The sequence below is a fragment of the Nocardia speluncae NBRC 108251 genome (assembly GCF_001613245.1).
GTDB classification, from domain to species: domain Bacteria; phylum Actinomycetota; class Actinomycetes; order Mycobacteriales; family Mycobacteriaceae; genus Nocardia; species Nocardia speluncae.
In genome coordinates, this window is record NZ_BDBZ01000036.1 from 81,342 (window position 1) to 103,005 (window position 21,664).

At 67.0% G+C, this 21,664-nt stretch carries 19 protein-coding genes and 1 pseudogene; 10 read left to right on the top strand and 10 right to left on the bottom strand.

All coding sequences use genetic code 11. The features are described 5' to 3' along the window. Window positions 1–137: 137 nt before the first annotated feature. On the bottom strand, window positions 138–905 hold the full coding sequence (locus NS6_RS26860) for an SDR family oxidoreductase (RefSeq protein WP_068047737.1): 768 nt from the start codon (window positions 903–905) through the stop codon (window positions 138–140). A gap of 174 nt (window positions 906–1,079) precedes the next feature. On the opposite strand from NS6_RS26860, the gene NS6_RS26865 reads away from it, so the two are divergent. Continuing rightward, complete coding sequence (locus NS6_RS26865; protein ID WP_084471450.1) at window positions 1,080–1,970, top strand: RNA polymerase sigma-70 factor; 891 nt, start codon at window positions 1,080–1,082, stop codon at window positions 1,968–1,970. Window positions 1,971–2,067: 97 nt separating this feature from the next. Here NS6_RS26865 and NS6_RS26870 read toward each other — a convergent pair whose 3' ends face one another. Beyond that, window positions 2,068–2,334 (bottom strand): ferredoxin, encoded by a 267-nt coding sequence (locus NS6_RS26870; protein ID WP_068047273.1) that lies wholly within the window; start codon window positions 2,332–2,334, stop codon window positions 2,068–2,070. After that, a complete protein-coding gene (locus tag NS6_RS26875; protein WP_068047275.1) occupies window positions 2,331–3,659 on the bottom strand; it encodes an NADH-ubiquinone oxidoreductase-F iron-sulfur binding region domain-containing protein in 1,329 nt (442 codons plus the stop codon). The genes NS6_RS26870 and NS6_RS26875 overlap by 4 nt, the downstream gene beginning before the upstream one ends. Before the next feature lie 133 nt (window positions 3,660–3,792). On the opposite strand from NS6_RS26875, the gene NS6_RS26880 reads away from it, so the two are divergent. After that, window positions 3,793–4,266 (top strand): hypothetical protein, encoded by a 474-nt coding sequence (locus tag NS6_RS26880; protein WP_068047277.1) that lies wholly within the window; start codon window positions 3,793–3,795, stop codon window positions 4,264–4,266. Window positions 4,267–4,283: 17 nt separating this feature from the next. Here the strand turns inward: NS6_RS26880 and NS6_RS26885 are convergent, their stop codons facing one another. The 7 genes and pseudogenes from NS6_RS26885 to NS6_RS26910 form a co-directional block, all read right to left on the bottom strand. Then, a complete protein-coding gene (locus tag NS6_RS26885) occupies window positions 4,284–5,153 on the bottom strand; it encodes an alpha/beta fold hydrolase (protein WP_068047280.1) in 870 nt (289 codons plus the stop codon). Between the two features lie 93 nt (window positions 5,154–5,246). Further along, on the bottom strand, window positions 5,247–5,660 hold the full coding sequence (locus NS6_RS26890) for a Rieske (2Fe-2S) protein (RefSeq protein WP_068047286.1): 414 nt from the start codon (window positions 5,658–5,660) through the stop codon (window positions 5,247–5,249). After that, entirely contained in the window at window positions 5,660–6,805 is a 1,146-nt protein-coding gene (locus NS6_RS26895) for an amidohydrolase family protein (protein ID WP_068047289.1), read from the bottom strand. Before NS6_RS26895 ends, NS6_RS26890 begins: the two co-directional genes overlap by 1 nt. A gap of 57 nt (window positions 6,806–6,862) precedes the next feature. Next, window positions 6,863–7,016, bottom strand: a pseudogene (locus tag NS6_RS34275) (IS200/IS605 family transposase); the annotation flags it as partial. Between the two features lie 6 nt (window positions 7,017–7,022). Continuing rightward, entirely contained in the window at window positions 7,023–8,114 is a 1,092-nt protein-coding gene (locus NS6_RS26900; protein WP_068047297.1) for an amidohydrolase family protein, read from the bottom strand. Window positions 8,115–8,178: 64 nt separating this feature from the next. Beyond that, a complete protein-coding gene (locus NS6_RS26905) occupies window positions 8,179–9,543 on the bottom strand; it encodes a cytochrome P450 (RefSeq protein ID WP_068047740.1) in 1,365 nt (454 codons plus the stop codon). A 165-nt stretch (window positions 9,544–9,708) separates the two neighbouring features. Beyond that, window positions 9,709–10,569, bottom strand: coding sequence for a mycofactocin-coupled SDR family oxidoreductase (locus NS6_RS26910; protein ID WP_068047301.1), 861 nt, complete (start codon window positions 10,567–10,569; stop codon window positions 9,709–9,711). A gap of 865 nt (window positions 10,570–11,434) precedes the next feature. Here NS6_RS26910 and NS6_RS26920 point away from each other — a divergent pair. The 8 genes from NS6_RS26920 to NS6_RS26955 all read left to right on the top strand — a co-directional run bounded on the left by NS6_RS26920 (window position 11,435) and on the right by NS6_RS26955 (window position 21,656). Beyond that, entirely contained in the window at window positions 11,435–13,084 is a 1,650-nt protein-coding gene (locus NS6_RS26920) for an FAD-dependent oxidoreductase (RefSeq protein ID WP_371859365.1), read from the top strand. A 79-nt stretch (window positions 13,085–13,163) separates the two neighbouring features. Next, entirely contained in the window at window positions 13,164–14,027 is an 864-nt protein-coding gene (locus tag NS6_RS26925) for an alpha/beta fold hydrolase (protein ID WP_068047746.1), read from the top strand. A gap of 1 nt (window position 14,028) precedes the next feature. After that, window positions 14,029–15,699 carry a bifunctional 3-(3-hydroxy-phenyl)propionate/3-hydroxycinnamic acid hydroxylase gene (locus tag NS6_RS26930; protein ID WP_068047310.1) on the top strand — a complete coding sequence of 557 codons (1,671 nt, stop codon included), beginning with the start codon at window positions 14,029–14,031 and terminating at the stop codon, window positions 15,697–15,699. After that, window positions 15,656–16,603 carry a 3-carboxyethylcatechol 2,3-dioxygenase gene (locus NS6_RS26935; RefSeq protein ID WP_068047312.1) on the top strand — a complete coding sequence of 316 codons (948 nt, stop codon included), beginning with the start codon at window positions 15,656–15,658 and terminating at the stop codon, window positions 16,601–16,603. The genes NS6_RS26930 and NS6_RS26935 overlap by 44 nt, the downstream gene beginning before the upstream one ends. Before the next feature lie 48 nt (window positions 16,604–16,651). Next, window positions 16,652–18,433 (top strand): FAD-binding protein, encoded by a 1,782-nt coding sequence (locus NS6_RS26940; protein ID WP_068047314.1) that lies wholly within the window; start codon window positions 16,652–16,654, stop codon window positions 18,431–18,433. After that, window positions 18,430–19,731: an LLM class flavin-dependent oxidoreductase gene (locus NS6_RS26945; RefSeq protein WP_068047317.1), complete on the top strand. Its 1,302-nt coding sequence runs from the start codon at window positions 18,430–18,432 to the stop codon at window positions 19,729–19,731. The genes NS6_RS26940 and NS6_RS26945 overlap by 4 nt, the downstream gene beginning before the upstream one ends. A 28-nt stretch (window positions 19,732–19,759) precedes the next feature. Continuing rightward, window positions 19,760–20,644, top strand: a complete 885-nt coding sequence (locus tag NS6_RS26950) for a coniferyl-alcohol dehydrogenase (protein ID WP_068047320.1) — start codon at window positions 19,760–19,762, stop codon at window positions 20,642–20,644. A 22-nt stretch (window positions 20,645–20,666) separates the two neighbouring features. Continuing rightward, window positions 20,667–21,656, top strand: coding sequence for a cyclase family protein (locus NS6_RS26955; RefSeq protein ID WP_068047322.1), 990 nt, complete (start codon window positions 20,667–20,669; stop codon window positions 21,654–21,656). Window positions 21,657–21,664 lie beyond the last annotated feature (8 nt).

Genomic DNA, 21,664 nt, shown 5'->3' on the forward strand with positions numbered 1-21,664 from the left:
ATCGCGACGAGATACCGCTCACCCCCGTGTTCGCGATGGCGGCCCTGCGGTGCTCGACTACTTCCGGTCTGCCCACGCTGCGGCTAGGGCATTTCACCTGCGGAATGCCCTGCGGCCGACAGGAAACGCACTGACCTTCACCAAGGCAGGGGTCCGTCCTCGGCGAAGAATCCGCCGGTCGGCCCGTCCGCGCCGAGAGTGGCCAGACGCACCAGGATCGCGGCGCCCTGGGCCGGTGTCAGGAAACCGGTGTGGTTGTTGCTGTCGGTATCGACATAGCCGGGCGCCACGGCGTTGACCAGAATGCCCTCTTTGCGCAACTCGTTCGCGTAGTTCACGGTCAGCGCGTTGAGTGCCGTCTTCGACGGTGAATACGCCGCCGAGGGCAGTAGTCCGGCGAAAGGACCGTCCGGGTCGCCGATGAGGGCCAGTGAGCCGGCGTGGCTGCCGACATTGACGATGCGCGGTGCCGGCGACCGCCGCAGCAGCGGGAGGAAGGCGTTGGTCACCGCGATCACGCCGAAGACATTCGTTTCGAATACCGCCCGGACCATATCCAGATCCACGGTGCTCGGGACCTGGTCATAGGCCTTGTCGGGGTCGACCTGCCGGTAGCCCGTCATCCCGGCATTGTTGACCAGGATGTCCAGATGCCCGAACTGTTCCGCTATATGCTCTGCGGCTTCCTGGATGGTGGCCGGATGGGTGACATCCAGGGTTATCGCGTGCGCCTCACCCCCCGATTCGCGGATTGCTGCGGCAGCCGCCTCGCCGCGTTCCGGATCCCGGGCGCCGATCACGACAGTGCCGCCCTGAGCGGCGAGCAGTTCGGCCGCGCCTCGGCCGATGCCCTTGTTGGCGCCGGTGATCAATGCGATCGTGCCGGTGGTGCGATGAGTGTTCACGGTGTCCTCACTTGTGGTCGCTGTGCGCTGTACGACCACAAGACGCGGTGACCCCTGCCCCTGTGACAGCCGTGCCGGTGTGATGTGAACCACTGCCGGTAGATGTCACAGAACGCGATCGGCCGGCGACTCGTGTGTGGTCTCCGAATACACGATGAACGGACGGGAGTCACCATGAGCGAGCGCACGGACCCGGCCACCGAGGCATTCGTCGCCCACCGCAACCTGCTCTTCACGGTCGCCTACGAAATGCTGAGTTCGGCCGCCGACGCCGAGGACGTGCTGCAGGAGACCTGGCTGAAATGGGTAGGAGTCGACCTCGGTGAGGTGCGTGACCCGCGCGCGTACCTGGTGCGGATCACGACCCGCCAGGCGCTGACCCGGCTGCGGATGCTCGGGCGGCGCCGGGAGTCCTACGTCGGCCCGTGGCTACCGGAACCGCTCCTGACAACTCCCGACGTCGCGGAGGACGTCGAATTGGCCGAGAACCTGTCGATGGCGATGCTGCTGGTACTGGAAACCCTCGCACCCACCGAGCGCGCGGTCTTCGTGCTGCGCGAAGTGTTCGCTCTGGGGTACGACGAGATCGCCGCTGCCGTGGACAAGACCCCGTCCGCCGTCCGCCAGGTCGCCCACCGGGCGCGCGTCCACGTCGCCGCCCGCCGGCCCCGCGGAATGGTTTCTCCGGGCGAAACCCGTGATGCGCTCGCAGCCTTCCGGCGCGCGATCGAAACCGGCGATCTACAGGGCCTGTTGGACCTGCTGGCCCCGGATGTGGTGCTACTGGGGGACGGCGGCGGAGTGAAGGAGGCGGCTCCGCAGCCGATCGTGGGAGCCGGCGCGGTGGCGCGACTGCTGCGGGTCGGCCTGCCACGGTTCGGCGATACGCTCACGGCCGAACCGGTGCACATCAACGGCTCCCCCGCGCTGATCGTCCGATCCGATGGGCAGATCGACGATGTCGTGGCGATACGAATCGACAACGGCAGGGTGAGCGGGCTCTACATCGTGCGCAATCCGCAGAAGCTGGCGCGGGTGCAGGAGGAGACCTCGTTGAGCCGGTGAGTTCCGACAAGCTCCGCGCCCTCCATCTCAGGTCGGCGCCGGGGCCCGGCAAGCCGGAGACACTGCCGAGACCGGCTCCGGCGTCGCGACCACCCGATCAGGGGACGATACGACGTTGGGGAGCCGTTCCGCCTGCCACGGTCGCGTTTTCGCCGGCCGGAGGACTCGGCTCGGGCAGCGTGGTGATGGCGTGTACGGGGCAGTCGAGTAGTGCGCGCGTGACCGCGGGTTCGTCCTGCGGTGCGATGGCCGGGTCGCCGGCGAGCGAGGCATAGCCCCAGTCGTCGAGCGGGAAGTGTTCGGGGGCGTGTTTGGCGCAGACGCCGAAACCGTCGCAGCGGGTGCGGTCCAGTTTGATCTTCACAGCAGGGCCTCGGTTTCGACGCGGTAGGGCGCTCGGTCGGTGGCGGTGCCACCCGCGCAGTCCGGGCAGTGGTTGCCGAGATGTGCGGCGACCTCCTGCGGGAAGCGGTCCAGCAGGCTTGCCGCGGTATTGCAGGCGGCATCGAGGGTGCCGCAGGCGCCGCGACCGCGCAGGACCGTCGACCAGCGGCGCAGGCGCTCGACATCGTCCTCGGCGGCGCGCCCCTCGGTCAGTGCGGTGGTGGCGGCGGCCATGGCCGCGGTGCCGTTGAAGCAGGAGCCGCACTGGCCGGCGTTCTCCCGGTCGAAATAGTTCAGGACCGCCGCCGCGACGCCGACCGGGCATTCCTCGGTGAGGAGGGCGAGCGCGCCGCAGCCGAGGCCTGAGCCGGCGCGGCGCAGCGTTTCATGGTCGAGGGTCAGGCCGGTGAACGTATGGTCGAGCAGGCCCGTGAAGTATCCGCCGACCAGGGCGCCGCGCACCGAATCCGCCGGGATCCCGTGCAGGGCGAGCAGATCGGTGACCGGCAGACCGTAGGGAAGTTCGTACAGGACAGGTGCCCGGTTCGCGCTGGTGACGGTGGCCAGGAAAGTGCCGGGGGAGAGCGCGGTGCCCGCGGCACGGTACGCGTCGGCGCCCCAGCGGTCCAGGAAGGGCAGGTTGGCGAGGGTTTCGACATTGCTGACCAGCGTGGGTAACCCGGCCACACCGGCTTCGTACGGCCGGGGCGGCTTATCGGTGGGTACGGCGCGACCGCCGTTGATCGCCTGCACCGCGGCAGTTTCCTCACCGGCGACATACCCGGGATCGACCCGGACGACAGCGAGTTCCGGGCCACCGCGCACCGTGCCGCCGAGTTCGTCGAGCGCCGCCCGCACCGACTGCTCGGCTTCCGGATCCGATACGTAGAGGTAGCCGCGCCGGGCGCTCACCAGCGCGGCGGCCAGCCGCAGTCCGTCGAGCACCAGATGCGGGCGGTTGCGCAGCAGCCAGCGATCCTTGAAGGAAGCGGGCTCGCCCTCCTCGCCATTGGCGACGACAACGGTTTCCGGCCGGCCGGCGGGCGCGCCGGCACCGGCCGGGCTTCCGGCACGCACACTGTTCACCTTCACCGCAAACGGGAACCCGGCGCCGCCGCGCCCCCGCAACCCGCTGCGTTCGACGGCATCGGCCAGCGCGGTGACCGCCCCGGTCGGCCGGTAACCGCCGCCGTCGCGGTACTCGTAGGCGGTCTCGACCCCGCCGCCGAGCCGCAGGAGTCGCGGTTCGCTACCGGGGTACGGAACCACCGTCAGGTCCCCGGCCGATGAGAAGGTGTGCTGCATAGTGCCTCCTGAATGGACGCGGCACCGGGCCGCTCTATCGTGCCTACGGCCGCATTCGCTGCGCCTGTGCGCGTACGGATCGGTGGTGTCGAGGACTGGGCCGCGCCCGTACGCGCCGGTTAGGCTCGTCGGCATGCGAACTGCGGTGTTGCGGGTGAATATTGATCCGGCCGGTGAGCTCACCGGCGAATCGCTGGCCCGCGGTGTGGAGGAGCTGGCCGCCGCGCTCGCCGGATCCGGCGGCGAAGTTCTGGAGAAGGATCTCGGCGCGGCCCCGCGGACCCGGCGCGAGGTGCAGGTGTTGCTCGATACCGCGGACGCGCAAGCGGATACGGCGCGGGTGATCGAAATCTGCGCTCGGGTGTTCGGTACCGAACCGGTTGCGGGTGTCGTCACCTATGTCAGTCGCGGGACCGATGCCGACGCGTACGGGGTGCTGGCCGGGTTCGGGCTCACCGGAGAGGTCGTGCGGCTGCCGGGGACCGACGGCTACGACATCCTGCAGGTGCGTGTGCGTGAGGCCGATCTCGAGCGAGTACCGGAGAGCCGGATCCACACCGCGCTCGAGGCCTCGACCAATTGCGAGGTCCGGATCAGCACGGTGTGACGCCGCGGGGCGCCCGGTCATCGGTCGCCCAGGAATTTCAGGATCTCCGGGGCGGCCAGCACCCAGGTGTCGAACATGTTGTAATGCTGCGCCCGGCCCTGCGCGCGGTCCTCCATGGCGCGTTCCCACGCGTCCTCGGGCCACGGCGGGTCGATCAGCCGCGACCCTTCGATCAGGCAGTGCACCTCGAGCGAGGTGCGTTTCGGATGGTCCATATCCTTTGCGCCACCGCGGATGATCAGCGTGGGGACCTGGATCCGTTCGAACATCTCGTCGTCCACCCCGGGGATCGTCTGACCCGGTTTCGGTACGTAGGCGTTGAGCCAGCGCAGTGAGAGTTTCACGAACTCGTCGGCGTCCAGGGCGCGCAACCGCTGCTCGTTGTCCGGGTTCTCCGCGATCAGCTCCCGCCATTCCTTCATCCGCAGCAGGCCCTCGGTTCCGAGGGCCCGCACGGTTTGCAGGCTGGGCAGGACGTAATAGGCGCCGAGGTTGAAGGTGCCGTAGACGCCGCCGACGATATTCCACAGCACCAGATCGGTGACGAGCTCCGGGTACAGCATCGTGGTGAGCATCGAATCCCGCGCCCCACCCGACCCACCGGCCAGGATCACCGGCCCCGTCCCCAGTTCGGTCAGCAGTCCGTGCAGGGTTTCGGCGCGCATATGCGATTCGGTCTGCCCGTAGAACTGCACATCGGAGGCGCCGCAGTTGGGCCGGTCCCACAGCAGCGCCCGGTAGCCGCCGGCGACCAAGCCCTCGGCCAGCGGTCGCAGACCGGGTATCTCCTTGCCGTACCGGCCACCGGGTGTCAGCACGATGAGATCGCCGGAGTCACCGAGGATCTCGTAGACCACCTTGCCGCCGTTGACCGTTACCGCGGGCATAGCACACTCCTGCCAAGGGTTCGGGGGAGCCGCCCGGGGCGGAAGCTCCCGCGGCCTGCCGTGTGGGCGGCGGGCCGGGATCTGCTGTTCGGGTCAGGCGGTGACCAGTACGTCGTCGCCGAGCACCCGCACCGGGTAGGTGCGGATACTCCATTCGGGTTTCACCGCGGTGGTACCGGTGGCGAGTTCGAAGCCCCACTGATGCCACGGGCAGTAGATGAACTCGTTGTCCCGCACCATCACCGAATCACCGGGCACCGATTCGTCCACCACGGTGCGGCCGCGTGCGCGGCCGGAGCACAGTGGGCCGCCCTCGTGCGGGCAGTAGTTGGCGATGGCGTAGAAGGTGCCGTTGACGTTGTAGACGCCCACCCCGTGTCGCCCGATCGGCACCACTTTCGACGCTCCGGGCGGGATCTCGTCCACCGTGGCGACGATATGCTCCCGCCCCTGGGCCAGCCGCGGCGAAGCCTCGGGCGGGCTCGGCGAATCGTTTCCGTCCGGCATCAGTGCACCCGTACCTGTCCGGGCAGCGCCGGAACGGTTTCCGGCAGGTGGTAGGTCTCGATACCGTTGCGGAACATCACCTTTTCGCGTGCCGCGGGCGGGAGGTGCTTCACCAGCCAGCGGGGGTCGTCGAAGGTCCAGTGCGGGTAGTCCGAGGAGTACAGCAGGATCTTGTCCGCCTCCATCCATTCGAACGCCCGGGTGAGTTCTGTCTTGTCTTCCGGGTAGTCCAGCGGCTGGGTGGTGAACTTGATGTGTTCCTTTACGTATTCCGAAGGTTTCCGCTTGATCGACATATACGAGCGGCGGGCCGCGTAGACGGCGTCCATCCGCCACATCAGCGGCAGGATCCAGGTGAAGGCGTGTTCCACGAAGACGATGCGCAACGCCGGGAACCGGTCGAAGACTCCGTCGAAGATCAGGCTCATCACCTGATTCGCGGCGAGCAGCGAATAGGTGACCATGAAATCGTGGTTGTAGCTGGGGAATCCGACCGGCGGCATGGGCATGGTCTCAAAGGCGCCGCGGCTGAGATGACAGCTCACGGGCAGGTCGTGTTTCACCGCGGTGGCCCAGATCGGGTCGTATCGGGCGTCGCCCCAGGAGGGGCGCGGCTCGGCTTTGATGAGGATCTGTGCCATATAGGGATGCCCGGCCCAGTGTTCGATCTCGGCGACCGCGGAGTTCGGATCGTCGATCGCCACGCAGATCGATCCGCGCCAGCGTTGATGCCAGTTGTTGTGCGAATCCAGCCACTGCGCGTCGAGCCAGCCGTTGACTCCGGTCGCCATGGCGGCGGTGGCCTCGGGCAGGCGGGTCGCCTTCACGCTGGGCTCGAGGATCACGATATCGGATCCGGCGTCCATGATGAGCTGCCGGAAGGCCATATCCGGGTCGCTACCGGGGAATTCGCCGTCCGCCGGGAACGTATCGACCCGCATCGCCTTCGAATGTGCATAGTCGGGCGCGTCGTAGACGATGGTGTCGCCTACGCGGTGACCGAGAAAGAACGATGTGCGCCACGGCTCCGGTATATGTTCCACCAGATCGCCCCGGCGGGGGACGGGGTGGACATCGGAGTCGACGACGCGTACCGGGACCAGTTCTGTGGAAGGAACCCGTGCCCGGTCCTGAGCCATAGTCATCACGAACGCTCCGAGGAAGCCCCCGCCTTCAGGCGTGGGGAGGAATCGAAGCGCCGTTCACGCATTCCGCTGGTTCTCGACATAGTTCTTGACCACCTCCGAGGTCGCGCCGCCGATTGTGGCGACGAAGTAGCTGTTGGTCCACTGCGTCGGGAGTTTGGATCTGAGCCCGCGGGAACTCGTAGCGAAGCGTCCGCGACGAGCGGCCCTTGAAACATCACCCGACCGCCGTCACGGCGCCTACATCGATGCTGTACAGGCGTGCGGCATTTCGCCAGTACAATTTTTCGCGCTGGTCGGTGGTCAGTGCGACCGGCAGGGCGTCGGCATCGCCGGAATGCCAGTGCGGATAGCTGGATCCGAACATCACCATCTCGTCCTTGCCGGTGAAGTCCAGCCACTCTGCCGCGAACGGCGCATCGCCGGGGCCGTCGATCGTGGCGTGGACGAAATACACATGCCCGGGCAGGTAATCGCTGGGTATCCGGGGTGCCCACGGCGTCTGTTCCAGGTGGGGCCGGCCGAAGGTGTCCATCCGCCAGGTGAACGGAGTGAGTAGATCGGCGCCCCCGTCGCCCCAGACGAATTTCAGGTCCGGGTATCGCTCGAAAACGCCCTCGGCGATCATGTTCATCAGGTGATAGATGTAGTTCAGCCCCATGAACCCGTAGTACTGCTCATAGGTGCGCGGATGGCCGGACGGTGTCGGTGGCAGTCCGATACTCTCCCCGGTCTCGATATGGGTGGCCACCGGCAGATTCGCCGCCGCGGCGGCCTCCCACAGCGGCCAGAACTGCGGTTTTCCGTACACTTCGCGCGATTGCAGCGGGATACCGAGCTGGACGATGCGGGGATGATCACCCAGCCGTTCTATTTCGCGCAGTGCGCCGCTGATGTCCTCGGGATTGACGCGCAGCGTGCCCCGGAAGCGCTGGTGATAGGTGCCGTTGTCGAGCCAGCGCGACACCATCATGTCGTTGTGGGCGGACAGTACCGCCGTGGTGAGGTGCCGATCGGGCAGGATGCCGCGGGTCATCGGATGCAGGACGGCCACATCGACACCACGGTCGCCGAACAACTGCTGCCCCACGAACTCCGGGTCCGAACCCGGGTAACCGCGATGCGGTCCGCGGGCACCTTTGAGATATTCGCCGCCGGGGGCGCCGTACCAGTCCATCTCGGGGTCGGGTATTCCGCGGCTCTTGAACGGCTCGCGCAGGTGGTCGCGCATATCGTCGTTGGAGCGGAAGAAAATATGCACGCTGGTATCGATCACCGGGGTGCGGGTGCCGTTGGGCAGATCCTTCATCGCGGTCCTCGTCGGGAAATCTGGAGTGCCGGCCGAACCCCGCGGTATCGGCCGGCACCGGAGGTCAGTACTGGAAGTCGATCACCGCGGCGTCGGGCCGCTCGGTCACCGGCGCGGCCAGGCCCTGCTCGTCGCAGATCCGCTGGAGGTGGTCGAGGGTTTCGTCCAGGCCGGGGCCGCGGCGTGCCCCGGGGGTGAAGGTGGCCGGCAGATTCCGCATCCCCTGGATCACACCGATGGTGTCGTAGTGCACCGTGCCCTTCGGATCGCAGGTGTAGTCCGGTATCCGGTCGAGCACCGCCAGCAGCATGGACTTGAACACCGTGCGGGCCACATTGGATCCGATGCACCGGTGCACACCCAACCCGAAGCTGAAGTGCCGGTTGCCCTTACGGTCCATGACGATATCGTCGGCGTCGGGGAAGATGGTCTGGTCGCGGTTGGCCATCGCCCAGGAAAGCCACAGCCGGTCGCCCTCTTTGAAATCGATGCCCTGATAAGTGCAGTCGTCGGCGATGGTGCGACCGTCGCCCGGCGCGGGGGTGAAATACCGCAGGAACTCCTCGGTGGCCGGATCGAGCAGTTCGTCGCGGTCGCGGCTCAGTTCCGCACGCTTGTCCGGGTTCTCCGACAACCATTCGAGCGAATGAGCGGTGAGCGCTGTGGTGGTGTCGAAACCGCCGCCGATCAGCAGGCCGATCATGCCGAGCAGTTCCATATCGGGAGCCGGTTCGCCATCGATCCGCAGTTCGGTGAGTGCCTTGATCAGGCCCGGTCGCGGATCGCTCTTGGCGTCGTTGAGGCTGGTCAAGATATCGATACCCATGGTGCGGTGCATTTCCGCGACCCGGCCGGCATCCGGCGAATCCTCGGGTGTGTAGACCGAGGCGTGCACCGGATCGCTGTACACCGACCATTTCTTCAGCGGAATGCCCAGCATGGCCAGGGTCAGTACGGCGGGCACGATATTGGCCAGATCGTCGACGAAATCGATACGGCCGGTGCCGATCTTCTCGTCGAGGCAGGCGCGGACGATTTCGTCGATGAAGGGCTGCCAGCGTTTGACTGCGGCGGGCGACAGGTACGGGTTGAGCACCGACCGGTAGGTGCGATGCTCGGGGTCGTCCATCTCCAGCATTCCGCCGCGCACCATGGCGGCGCGGCGCGGAGTGGGAATGGAGATGCCCACGTAGCCTCGGCGTTCGTTGTGCACGTCGTGGTCGACCGAGACCTCCGGGCAGCGGGCCATTTCGAAGACCGCGTTACCGCTCGCGGCGACCCAGTGCCCGTTATAGGTATCGGTCCAGGCCATCGGGCATTTCGCGTGCATTTCGCGGGTGATCTCGGTGAACTGTTCGCGGTATTCGGGGGTGTGCCGATCGAAATGGAACCGGTTCGCTTTGCGCTGGTCGTTATCCGTAGATGCCACGGTCTGTTGTCCCTTGCTGGTCACTGGCCGGCGAACCTTCGCCGGGGGCCCGGAACTCTGCGCCGCTCCGGGAGTCGTCGGATTGCCGGCCTGCCACCGGGCCGGCGGCGTGCGCGTCGATCGCCTGCGATGCGCGCGCCGCCTGCGCCGGTGGCCGGGTACGGCTCAGAGCTTGTGGTCGTACCACTTCAGGTAGCCGCCGCCGTCGACGCGCATCTGCATACCGGTGACGAAGCGGGCCTCGTCGGAGACGAGATACAGGATGGCGTTGGAGATATCGACCGGCTCGATCCACGGCGTCTTCATGGCCTGCTGGACGTGGAAGGCGGGTTCGGCGTCGGCGCGGGTCGGGTTCTCCAGATCCGGCCGGAACGAGCGGTACATGGGCTCGCTCTGCAGCATGTCGGTGTTGCAGTTGGTCGGATGCACCGCGTTGGCGCGGATACCGCGGGGCGCCAAGTGCCGGGCGATATCGAAGATGTAGTAGGACAGTGCGCGCTTGGAGTGCACGTAGGCCATACCGCCGAGGTCCGCGCCCGGGTTGTCCATCTTGCCGGTGTCGATCATCGCGGCGGTGGAACCGGTGGCGATGATGGATGCGCCCTCACCGAGGTGAGGGAGTGCGGCCTGGATGGCGTTGATGGTGCCGACGAGGTTCGTATTGATGACATCGATCCACGCCTGGATATCGGGCTGTCCCTTCATACCGGCGACACCGGCCTGGGCGATGACGATATCGAGCTTGCCGAATTCGGCGACACCGGCGTCCAATGCTGCCTTCAGCGCGACGGCGTCGCGGACATCGGTCTGCGTCGCGACGATACGGCGGCCGGTCTTCTCGACGAGGCGCACGGTTTCCTCGAGGTCTTCGGGTGTGGCCAGCGGGTACCCGATGGTCGACATGTTCTGGCACAGGTCGACGGCGATGATATCGGCGCCTTCCTCCGCCAGTCGTACGGCGTGGCTGCGGCCCTGACCGCGCGCGGCGCCCGTGATGAATGCGACCTTGCCCTCAACACGTCCCACAGCATTCCCTTTCGATCTGTTTTCGAGACTCCTGCCCGGGTGTGCCGGACCGCCGGAAGTGGTGGCACGGGGCAGGGTGCGCGGCGAATGCCGCGCGTCGATCCGGCCGCGGCCCCGATGCGGTGTCGACCCAGCACCGTCGGGTACCGGTTGCGGACATACGGCTGTTCTCGTATGCGAAAAGAACTACGTTTTCGCATACGAGAACGGTACTCTACCCGTGGGGTCGGCGGCAAGGTTTTGCGAGAAGCCTGATCGGCTGCGGCGATTCGGATCGAAGTGCTGATTGTGGCGCTCTACCTCGCGTGATGGTTTTCGTTCGGGTGGCCCGGATGGTGGGCCGGCAACTCCGGCGGTGCGAAAAGGGGGAACGGCCATGGTCATCCGGGGCGTAAGAGGTGAACCGCGATGGGTCGAAAGGCCGATGTGATCATCCGTGGTGGCGGAGAGCGTCCGCCCGCGCGAGGTCCAGGTTGTGCTGAATGCGATGCCGCAGGTCGCCGAATAGGTGGTGATCGCTCTGTCCGGTAGCCGCTTCGGTGGGGAGGTGGGGCTGCGCGGCGCCTGAATCCGGGTTGTGCGCTGCCATCGCGGGGTGAGGTGTGCGCGGCTTTTCGAGCGGGTGGGGGTTCGCGCGGCGGAAGTTGTCGGCGCGGTTGTACGAGGCCACGGACTTCCCGCGGACCCCCAGCGGCAAGATCCGGAAACATTTGACCCGGAGGGTATTGCGGCATCCGTCCTGCGAGAATAATATTCTCCAAAAGGGAGATTAGCGTTTTACGCGAGTCGGTCCGGTTCGTGCCCTGCGCGACAGCCCGCCGGACCGGCGCCCCCGACTCCGCCTGCTCGCCGAAAGGACAGCGCAGTGCCATCGCACCAGACGCCGGTTGCCGAATCCGATCCAACGATCTGGGACGAACAGACCGATATCGTCGTCCTGGGCACCGGTGCCGCCGGACTCACCGCGGCGCTCACCGCCGCGATCGAAGGTGCCGCGGTGGCACTGTTCGAGAAGGCGCCCACGGTCGGCGGCACCAGCGCGGTCTCCGGCGGACTGGCTTGGATTCCCGCGCATTCCCGGGCCGAGCGCGAGCTCACGGTCGCCGACGCACTGGCCTATCTCGGTGCGCAGTCACTGGATTCGATGGATGACGAACTGGTCGAGGTATTCGTCCGCACGGGCGCCCGGATGCTCGATTACGTCGAACTGCACAGCGGCGTGAAATTCGAAGTGGCCGAAGGATTTCCCGACTACAAACCGGAACTGCCCGGAGGGCGGCCCGCCGGTGGCCGGTCGATCGGCCCGGCCGCCTACGACCTGGCCCGGCTCGGTGAATGGCGAGAGCGCCTCACCACCTTCCCGCTGGACTGGAGCAATGTCGGATTCGACGCCGAAACCCGGGCCCGGCTGCGTGCTGTCCTGGGTGATGCCTCCGCCGATGTCTGCGTCGCCGGTCAGGCGCTGGTGGCCGGGCTGCTCGAGGGCGTGCTGGCGGCGGGGATCACGCCGCGTACCGGCGCACGCGGGGTGGAGCTGATCGCGGAGAACGGGGCGATCACCGGCGTACGGATCACCATCGACGGCCGGGAGACCGCGGTCCGCGCGCACCGCGGCGTCGTCTTGGCGACCGGTGGTTTCGAATGGGATGCCGGATTGGTCAAAGCGTTTCTGCGGGGGCCGATGACCGGGCCGGTATCGCCACCGAACAACACCGGCGACGGACTGCGGATGGCCATGGCGCACGGCGCCGACCTCGGCAATATGGGTGAAGCCTGGTGGGTACCGGTGGTGCAGCTGCCGGGCGACATCATCGACGGGCGTCAGCGCAGCCGCAGTGTGCGGCTGGAACGGACCCGCCCGCGCAGCATCATCGTGAACCGGGCCGGAAAACGGTTCGTCAACGAAGCCGCCGAATACAACTCGATGGCGGGTGCCTTCCATTACCTCGATCCCCGCGGCGGTTACGTCAACAATCCCGGCTGGATGGTGTTCGACGCCGAACACCTGCGCCGGTACGGATTCCTCGGGGTGGAACCGGGTGGCGTGGCACCGGACTGGTTCTGCGAATCGGCCGATCTCGCCGAACTCGGCGCCCGGACCGGTATCGATCCGGAAGGTCTGCGGCGCACCGTGGCCGGCTGGAACCGGGCGGTGGCCGCCGGGGCCGATCCCGACTTCGGTCGCGGCGCCAGCGAATACGACGGCTACTGGGGCGATCCCGATGCCGCAACCGTTGCGGGCCGCACGCTGGGTCCCCTCGAGACCGGCCCGTACTACGCCGTTCCGGTGACAGTCGGCGCCATGGGTACCAAAGGCGGGCCGCGTACGGATCGCGACGCCCGGGTCCGGCATATCGGCGGCGCGGTGATTCCGGGGTTGTACGCGGTCGGCAATGCGATGGCCGGCGTGACCGGGCGGGCCTACGGCGGCGCCGGCGGAACCATCGGACCGGGAATGGTTTTCGGCTTCCGGGCCGGATACAACGCGGCCACCGGGGAGTCGGCGAAGTGCTGAACCCTTCCTCGTGGCCGGGCGCACCGGGCACGAGCAGCAGGCGGTAGGCGTGGGCGAACGGATAGAGCGGAAGGCAGCAGTGTCGGAATACGAAAGCGTGTGGTGCGACCTGCAGGGGGTCGCGTTCAGCCAGGGATACCTGGATGTGGCGGGAGTGCGGACGCGCTACCTGCACGCCGGTGACCGGAACAAACCGGCATTGGTCTTCCTGCACGGGTCCGGCGGTCACGCCGAGGCCTATGTCCGGAACCTGGGGGCGCATGCCGAGCATTTCTCGACCTGGTCGATCGATATGCTCGGGCACGGTTACACCGACAAACCCGGCCATCCGCTCGAGATCGATCACTACGTGCGGCATCTGATCGCCGTCCTCGATACCATCGGCGCTCCCTGCGCACATATCAGCGGCGAATCCCTGGGCGGGTGGGTGGCGGCCCGCGCGGCCTGCGACCATCCCGGCCGGATCGACCGGCTGGTCCTCAACACCGCGGGCGGTTCCCAGGCCGATCCCGAGGTCATGGCGCGGATCGTGACCCTGTCCATGGCCGCGGCCGCCGATCCCACCTGGGAGACGGTGCAGGCCCGCATCAAATGGCTGATGGCGGATAAATCCAAGGATTACGACGATATCGTCGCGAGCCGGCAGCGAATCTACCGCCAACCCGGATTCGTCGACGCCATGCGCGACATCATGGCGCTCCAGGATCCGCAGATCCGGGCCCGGAACCTGCTGGGGCCGAAGGAATACGGCGCGATCACCGCGCCGACGCTGGTGGTGTGGACCAGCGACGACCCCACCGCCGATGTCGCCGAGGGCACAAGGATCGCCGCCATGATCCCCGGTGCCCGGTTCGAAGTGCTCCCGGACTGCGGGCATTGGCCGCAATACGAGGCGCCGGCGACGTTCAACGCCCTCCATCTCGAATTCCTGCTGGGTGGTTGATATGGATACCGGTAACGGCAGCGCCACCGCCCGCTACGACGTTGTCGTCGTCGGCGCGGGCCCGGTCGGGCTGACCATCTCCAACATGCTGGGCCGCTACGGCGTGCGGACACTGCTGGTGGAAGAACGGCCCGCCCTCATCGACTACCCGCGCGGTGTCGGTATCGACGACGAATCGCTGCGCACCCTGCAATCCACCGGCCTGGTGGAGCAAATCCTGCCGCATACCAACCCGAACCAGATCATGCGGTTCGTCGACGGCGACCGGCGGCTGCTGGCCGAGATCGCGCCCACCGATCAGCAGTTCGGGTGGCCGAAGCGGAGCGGTTTCATCCAGCCGCTGGTCGATGCCGAACTGCTGCGCGGCCTGGACCGGTTCGACTGCGTCGATATCCGCTGGGCCGCCGCGATGACCGACTGCCACGACACCGGCGACCAGGTCCGGGTGCGGCTGGAAACGGCCGACGGTCCGGAAACCGTCCCTGCCCGCTACGTGGTGGGCAGCGACGGCGGGCGCAGCGTGACCCGGCACACCATGGGTGTGAGTTTCGAGGGCACCACCTCGTCGACCCGCTGGCTGGTGGTCGATATCGACGGCGATCCGCTCGGGCACCCGAACGTCGAGGTGGGCGCGGATCCCGTGCGGCCGAATGTATCCATCTCGCTGGCACACGGGATCCGGCGCTTCGAATTCCTGCTGCATCCCGGCGAAACCGATGAGGAGGCCGAAACCCGGGAATTCCTGGCCCGGCTGCTCGCACCGTTCGTCCCGCACCCGGAGCGGCTGGATGTGATCCGGCGGCGCGTCTACACCCACCACTCCCGGATCGCCGGTGAATTCCGGCGGGGCCGGTTGCTACTGGCCGGGGATGCTGCCCATCTGATGCCGGTCTGGCAAGGACAGGGCTACAACAGCGGCATCCGGGACGCGGCAAACCTGGGGTGGAAGCTCGCGGCCGTGGCCACGGGCCTGGCCGGCGATGCCCTTCTCGACAGCTACGACCAGGAGCGGCGTAAACACGCGCGCGCGATGATCGACCTGTCGACGATGGTCGGGCGGGTCATCTCGCCGACGAACCAGCGGGTCGCCGCGGCCCGGGATGTGGCGGTGCGTGCGCTGGCCGCGGTGCCGCCCTTGAAACGCTACGTCCTGGGGATGCGGTTCAAACCCATGCCGCGCTACGACCGCGGGGCGGTGGTACACGGCTGGTCCCGATCACCGAATTCGGCGGTCGGCACCTTGTTCGTCCAGCCGCGGGTGGCCACCCGGACCCGGCACGATGTGCTGCTGGACGAAACTCTCGGCCCCTGGTTCGCGGTGCTGTGCTGGAACAATCAGCCGCGAAAGGTGCTGGGGGATATCGAGTTCGCGCGCTGGAAGGCGCTGGGCGCCCGGTTCGTGGAGGCCCGGCCCGCCACCCAGCTGCACTGGACCGGTCACGACGACCCCGATGTGCTGGTGGTCGGCGACCACACCGGCGCGCTGAAGAAGTGGTTCGACGGACAGCTCGATTCCGTCCTGTTCCTGCGTCCGGACCGGTTCGTGGCCGGCGCCTGTATCGCGCAGCACGCCCCCGAACTCGGTGCGGCACTGCGGGACACGCTCACCTTGACTCCGGGAGGTACCGATGCCGCTGGCCGTATGCTGCGTCTCGCACAGCCCGCTCCTTGAACTCCCCGGCCCGAGCCGGGAACTGCTGAACGAGATCGACGGCGCCCTCGATCAGGCCCGGGAATTCGTGCGGGACTTCGATCCCGACCTGGTGGTGCTGTTCGCCCCGGATCATTACAACGGGTTCTTCTACAAACTCATGCCTCCGTTCTGCCTGGGCACCGCGGCGGCCGGTGTCGGCGACTACGGCACCCACTCCGGTCCGCTGAATGTTCCCGAGGAACATGCGCTGGCACTGGCCGAGGCGCTGCTCGAGGCCGGAATCGATATAGCCACCTCGGCCGAGATGGTGGTCGACCACGGCACCGTGCAACCACTACAGCAGCTGTTCGGAGAGGTCACCTACCGGCCGGTGATCCCGATCTTCCTGAACTCGGTCGCGGCCCCGCTCGGCCCGCTGCGCCGGGTGCGGGCTCTCGGGGCCGCGGCCGGGCAGCACCTGGCGACCCTCGGAAAACGTGTGCTGATACTCGGATCCGGAGGGCTGTCGCACGACCCGCCGGTGCCGCAGCGCGCCACCGCGCCGCCACCGGTGCTGGAGCGGATCGTGCACGGCCGGCCCATGACCACCGAACAGCGACAGGCCCGGCAGACCGCGGTCATGGCGGCCGCAGCAGAATTCGCGGCCGGGGACGGACCGCTGAAACCGCTCAATCCGGGCTGGGACCGGGAATTCCTGGAACTGGTCGACACCGGACGGCTCGCGGCCGTCGACAGCTGGTCCAACAGCGAGATCACCCGTACCGCCGGTAATTCCGCGCACGAGATCCGCACCTGGGTGGCGGCTTTCGCCGCGCTCGCGGCGCAGGGCGCGTATCGGACCACTGTCCGGTACTACCGGCCCTCGCCCGAACTGATCGCCGGATTCGCGATCCGCACCGCACGTACGACCTATCTCGGATAGCCCGCTCCCGGCACCCGCCTCGACCACCCGAAGAAAGGTAAGGACATCGTGACCACGGAGGAACCGGATACCGCCGGCGCACCCGATTCCGGCGCCGGCTACGACGAAACCGTCGATGTGCTGGTGGTGGGGTCCGGCGGCGGCGGGTTGTCGGCCGCCTTGAAGGCCGACGCCGATGGCCTCGAGGTCCTGATCGTCGAGAAGGGCGCGAAGTACGGTGGCTCCACCGCGCTGTCCGGCGGCGGCATCTGGGTACCGAACGCCCCTGCCCAGCGACGGGCCGGTGTCGAATTGAACCCGGACGAAGTGGTCGCCTACCTGAAGACGATCACCGGGGGACTGGTCACCGAACAGCGGCTGCGGATGTATGTCGAGAAGGCTCCGGAAATGATGGCCTTCCTCGAAGAGCGCAGCGACTGGATGCAATTCATCTGGAAGCCCGGTTACGCCGATTACTATCCGGAACTCGAAGGCGGCTCCGGGCAGGGCAGCACCATCAACGTTCCACCGATGGACACCCGTGCGCTGGGGCCCGAAGAGAACGAACTTCTCGAACCACTGGCGTTGGCGCCCAAGGGAATCTGGCTGGGGCCCATGGATCTGCGGCTGTTCTATCAGGTGCGGCAGAACTGGCGTGGTAAAGCGGTGCTGCTGAAACTGATCTGGCGGATGGTGCGGGCCCGGATCTTCGGCGATCGGATCGTCACCATCGGGCAGTCGCTGATCGCCCGGCTGCGGCTCGCGCTCAAGGAGCGCAATATCCGGCTCTGGCTCGACGCGCCGATGCACATGCTGCTCACCGACCCGGACGGCCGGGTGACCGGTGCCGTGGTCGAACGCGACGGTGCGCAACTGCGGATCGAGGCCCGCCGCGGGGTAATTCTGGCGACCGGCGGTTTCGAACGCGATATGGACCGGCGGCGTGCGGAACTACCGGAGGTGGCGACCGACTGGAGTTTCGGTAACCCGTTGAATGTCGGCGACGGTATCCGCGCCGGTGAAAAGGTCGGCGCCGCGACCGATCTGATGGACGAGTCCTGGTGGTTCCCGGCTGTGCAGTGGCCGGACGGCCGGATGCAGTTCATGCTCAACGAACGGATGATGCCCGCCCAGTTCATCGTCAACGGGGCGGGGGAGCGGTTCATCAACGAAGCCGCACCCTATATGGACTTCGGTCACGCCATGATCGAAGGCCAGCGGGCCGGCACCGTTCATATCCCGTGCTGGCTGATCACCGATGAGCGGTCCTGGCATCGGTACGTGATCTGCGGGCATCTGCCGATCCCCAAGGTGCCGTTCGCGCCGGTGCCGACCGGTGGGAAGGTTCCGCGGACCTGGCTGGAATCGGGGGTTGTCGTCGAAGCCGGATCCTGGGACGAGCTTGCCGCAAAGATCGATGTGCCCGCCGGCACGCTGAAAGCCACCGCGGAGCGGTTCGGCGAACTGGCCCGTAAGGGGCACGACGACGATTTCGGGCGTGGCGACAGCGTCTACGACAACTACTACGGCGACCCCACTCTGCCGAACCCGAATCTGTATCCGATCGGGAAACCGCCCTACTACGCCTTCCGGATCGTGCTCGGCGATCTCGGCACCTCGGGCGGGCTGCGTACCGACGAATACGCCCGGGTGCTGCGTGCCGACGACACGGTGATCGACGGTTTGTATGCGACCGGAAATGCCTCGGCGGCGGTGATGGGCCGCAGCTACGCCGGTGCGGGCGCCACCATCGGGCCGGCGATGACCTTCGGATACGTCGCGGCGCAGCACTGCGCGCAGCGGGAGCCGTCCGAAACAGAAACGATCGAATCCACCGGAGGTAATCGATGAAAATTTCCCTCTTCTACGAGTTCGCGCTGCCGCGGCCGTGGACGGACGACGACGAGTTCCAGATGTTCCAGGACGGACTGGACGAAGTAGAAGCGGCGGATAGAGCCGGGTTCTCCACGGTCTGGCTCACCGAGCACCACTTCCTGGAGGAGTACTGCCACGCCACCGCGCCCGAGATGTTCCTCGCCGCGGCGAGCCAGCGCACGAAGAACATCCGGCTCGGTTTCGGTGTCATGCATCTGCCGCCGGGAATCAACCATCCCGCTCGCGCCGCGGAACGCGTGGCAACACTGGATCATCTGTCCGGCGGCCGGGTGGAATTCGGGACCGGTGAATCGTCGTCGGTGGCCGAGCTCGGCGGGTTCGGTATCGACCCGGCGGATAAACGCGCCCAGTGGGAGGAAGCCCTCGAAGTCACCGTCCGTGCGATGACCGAGACCCCCTTCCGCGGGTTCAAGGGCGAGCACATCGCCATGCCGCCCCGCAATGTCATCCCGAAACCGCGGCAGGCCCCGCACCCGCCGCTGTGGGTGGCCTGTACCCGGCCTTCGTCGGTGCAGATGGCGGCCCAGAAAGGAATCGGCGCACTGAGTTTCGCCTACACCGGCCCGGAGGCGCTCGGTGAACGCGTGCGTGGCTATTACGAGGAGTTCGAGAACGCCGCAGCGCCCTCGGTGCCCCAGATGAATCCGAACATCCTGGCCATCGGCGGTGATCTGTCGATGATGGTCGCCAAGACCGACGAGGAGGCGGTGAAACGTCTCGGCCTGGGCGGCGGGTTCTTCTCGTTCGGGATCATGCATTACTACATGACCGGTATGCACACCCCCGGCCGCACCGGCGTGTGGGACAGCTACCTGGATGCGGTGAAGGAAGACGAAACCCTCGCCTACGGTCCCGGCCGCGGCGCCATCGGCGGCCCGGAAACGGTCCGCGAATTCCTGCGCGGCTACGAGGCCAGTGGCGTCGACGAGATCATCCTGCTGCTGAACCCACGCAGCCACGAAGCAACGATGGAATCCATCGAGATCATGGGCAAAGAGATCCTGCCGGAATTCATCGAACGCGATGAGGTGGCCCGGGCCGCGAAGGCCGAGCGGCTCGAGCCGGTCCTGGAGAAGGCCGAGGCACGGCGGCGGCCCTGGGCGGTCCCGGAATTCGACGAGAACTATTCGATCGGCGGCCTGCCCACCGGCCGCGGCGGCAAGTTCACCGCCAGCGAGATCCCCGAGGCTATGGCCGAGATCAACGAGGGCCGGGTGAAGGCCGCTCAGGCGTTGAAGGACCAGCAGGGCTGAGCGGCAGCAGCGGAGAGAGGAGAGCGCGGTGCCCGAGGCGGATTCGATCGGCCGGCGATGGCGTTACGACGGTAAGCGGGTGGTGGTGACCGGCTGCGCCTCCGGTATCGGCGCCTGTTTGGTGACGCAGTTGCGGGATCTGGGCGCCGAGATCGTCGGCCTCGACCGGCTGCGGCCGGGCACCGAACTCGACGAGTTCCACGAGATGGACCAGGCGGACCCGTCGTCCATCGACCGGGCTGTGCGCTTGATCGGTACCGAGGTGGATGCCCTGTTCAATATCGCCGGTGTTTCCTCGGGTATCGGCGACCCGTTGCGCGTCGCCACCATCAATTTCCTCGGGATGCGGCATTTCACCGAAGCGCTCGTCCCGCATATGGAACCGGGTTCGGCGGTGGTCAGCGTCTCCTCGCTGGCCGCGTCCGGATACCTGGAAAACCGCTGGGCGGTCAACGGGTTCCTGGAGACCTCCTCGATGCAGGAGGGAATCGACTGGTGCACCGCAAATCCCGAGGCCATCGCGGACGGCGGCTACCGGCTGTCCAAAGAGGCGATCATTCTCTACACCGTGCGCAGATCGGTGGAGCTCGCGCGCCGCGGTATCCGGATGAACTGCACCGGCCCCGGCGTCACCGAAACCCCCATCCTGGACCAGCTGCGCTCGGCATACGGCCAGGACTATCTGGACGGGATCCCCAAACCGCTGGGCCGGTCCGCCGATCCCGTCGAACAGGCGTCCGCACTGCTGTTCCTGGGCAGCCGCGCCGCCGGATACATCACCGGCCAGGTGCTGTGGGTCGACGGCGGCAACCTCGCCGCGCACCTGGCCGGCGAACTGGCCGGTCCGCCCCCGCAGACCACCGTGACGGGTTCGCCCGAATCCGCCGGGGCCGTCCCGGGCGAGCGGAATTAGGCAGCTGGAAGGAAAAATCGACGTGGCAACTCTGACCGATTTCTACAGACTCGGTGACACCGTGCGCAACTGGGGCCGCTGGGGCGCCGACGACGAACTGGGCACGCTGAATTTCATCACCCCGCAGAAGGTCGCCGCCGCGGCCGGACTGGTCCGGCACGGAAAGGTGTTCCCGCTGGGGATCGACTTCGGTTCCAACGGCCCGCAGGGCGCGTTCAAATTCCGGGCGAATCCCACCCATGTGATGACCGTCGACGGCGGCGATGCCGAAACCCTGACCGAGTACGGACCGAAATGGTTGCAGAATTCGGTGGCCGGCGAATTGGCCGGATTCTTCGCCGACAACCCGTTCCGGTTCAACGACGATATGCTCATCATGCCGTTGCAGGCCGCCACCCAGTGGGACGCCTTCTCCCATGTCTACTACGAGGACAAGCTCTACAACGGTTTCCCGGCCGATTCGGTCACCAGTATGGGCGCTTTCCACTGCGGTATCGAAAAGGTGGACAGCAAGGGGATCACCAGCCGCGGCGTCCTGCTGGACCTGGTGAAATACCGTGGCGCGGAAACCTTTCTCGAGGTCGGCGAGCCGATCACCGGCGACGAACTCGACGAATGCGCGAAACGCCAGGGCGTGACCATCGGATCCGGCGATATCGTGCTGGTCCGCACCGGCTGGTGGAACCGGTTCCTCGAGGCCGGCGACGGTGCCGAACCCTATTCGGGCCTGGACTGGACCTGCGCGAAATGGTTGCACGAACACGAGATCGCGGCCGTGGCAGCGGATAACCTCATGGTCGAGAATCCCGTTTCGGGAGTCGAGGGCACGGTCCTGCCGATGCATATGCTGTGCCTTCGCGATATGGGCCTGATGCTCGGCGAATACTGGGATTTCACCGCTCTGGCCGCCGACTGCGCCGCCGACGGCGTCTACGAATTCCAGCTCATCGCCCCGCCGCTGCGGGTGGTCGGCGCGGTGGGGTCACCGATCAACCCCATCGCCATCAAGTAGGAGACCGG

What these genes read in the sequence shown, in the direction of transcription:
- NS6_RS26900 (WP_068047297.1), bottom strand. Translation starts at nt 8,114, where the DNA reads ATGAAGGATCTGCCCAACGGCACCCGCACCCCGGTGATCGATACCAGC.
- NS6_RS26930 (WP_068047310.1), top strand. Translation starts at nt 14,029, where the DNA reads ATGGATACCGGTAACGGCAGCGCCACCGCCCGCTACGACGTTGTCGTC.
- NS6_RS26890 (WP_068047286.1), bottom strand. Translation starts at nt 5,660, where the DNA reads ATGCCGGACGGAAACGATTCGCCGAGCCCGCCCGAGGCTTCGCCGCGG.
- NS6_RS26880 (WP_068047277.1), top strand. Translation starts at nt 3,793, where the DNA reads ATGCGAACTGCGGTGTTGCGGGTGAATATTGATCCGGCCGGTGAGCTC.
- NS6_RS26885 (WP_068047280.1), bottom strand. Translation starts at nt 5,153, where the DNA reads ATGCCCGCGGTAACGGTCAACGGCGGCAAGGTGGTCTACGAGATCCTC.
- NS6_RS26895 (WP_068047289.1), bottom strand. Translation starts at nt 6,805, where the DNA reads ATGACTATGGCTCAGGACCGGGCACGGGTTCCTTCCACAGAACTGGTC.
- NS6_RS26865 (WP_084471450.1), top strand. Translation starts at nt 1,080, where the DNA reads ATGAGCGAGCGCACGGACCCGGCCACCGAGGCATTCGTCGCCCACCGC.
- NS6_RS26935 (WP_068047312.1), top strand. Translation starts at nt 15,656, where the DNA reads ATGCCGCTGGCCGTATGCTGCGTCTCGCACAGCCCGCTCCTTGAACTC.
- NS6_RS26875 (WP_068047275.1), bottom strand. Translation starts at nt 3,659, where the DNA reads ATGCAGCACACCTTCTCATCGGCCGGGGACCTGACGGTGGTTCCGTAC.
- NS6_RS26945 (WP_068047317.1), top strand. Translation starts at nt 18,430, where the DNA reads ATGAAAATTTCCCTCTTCTACGAGTTCGCGCTGCCGCGGCCGTGGACG.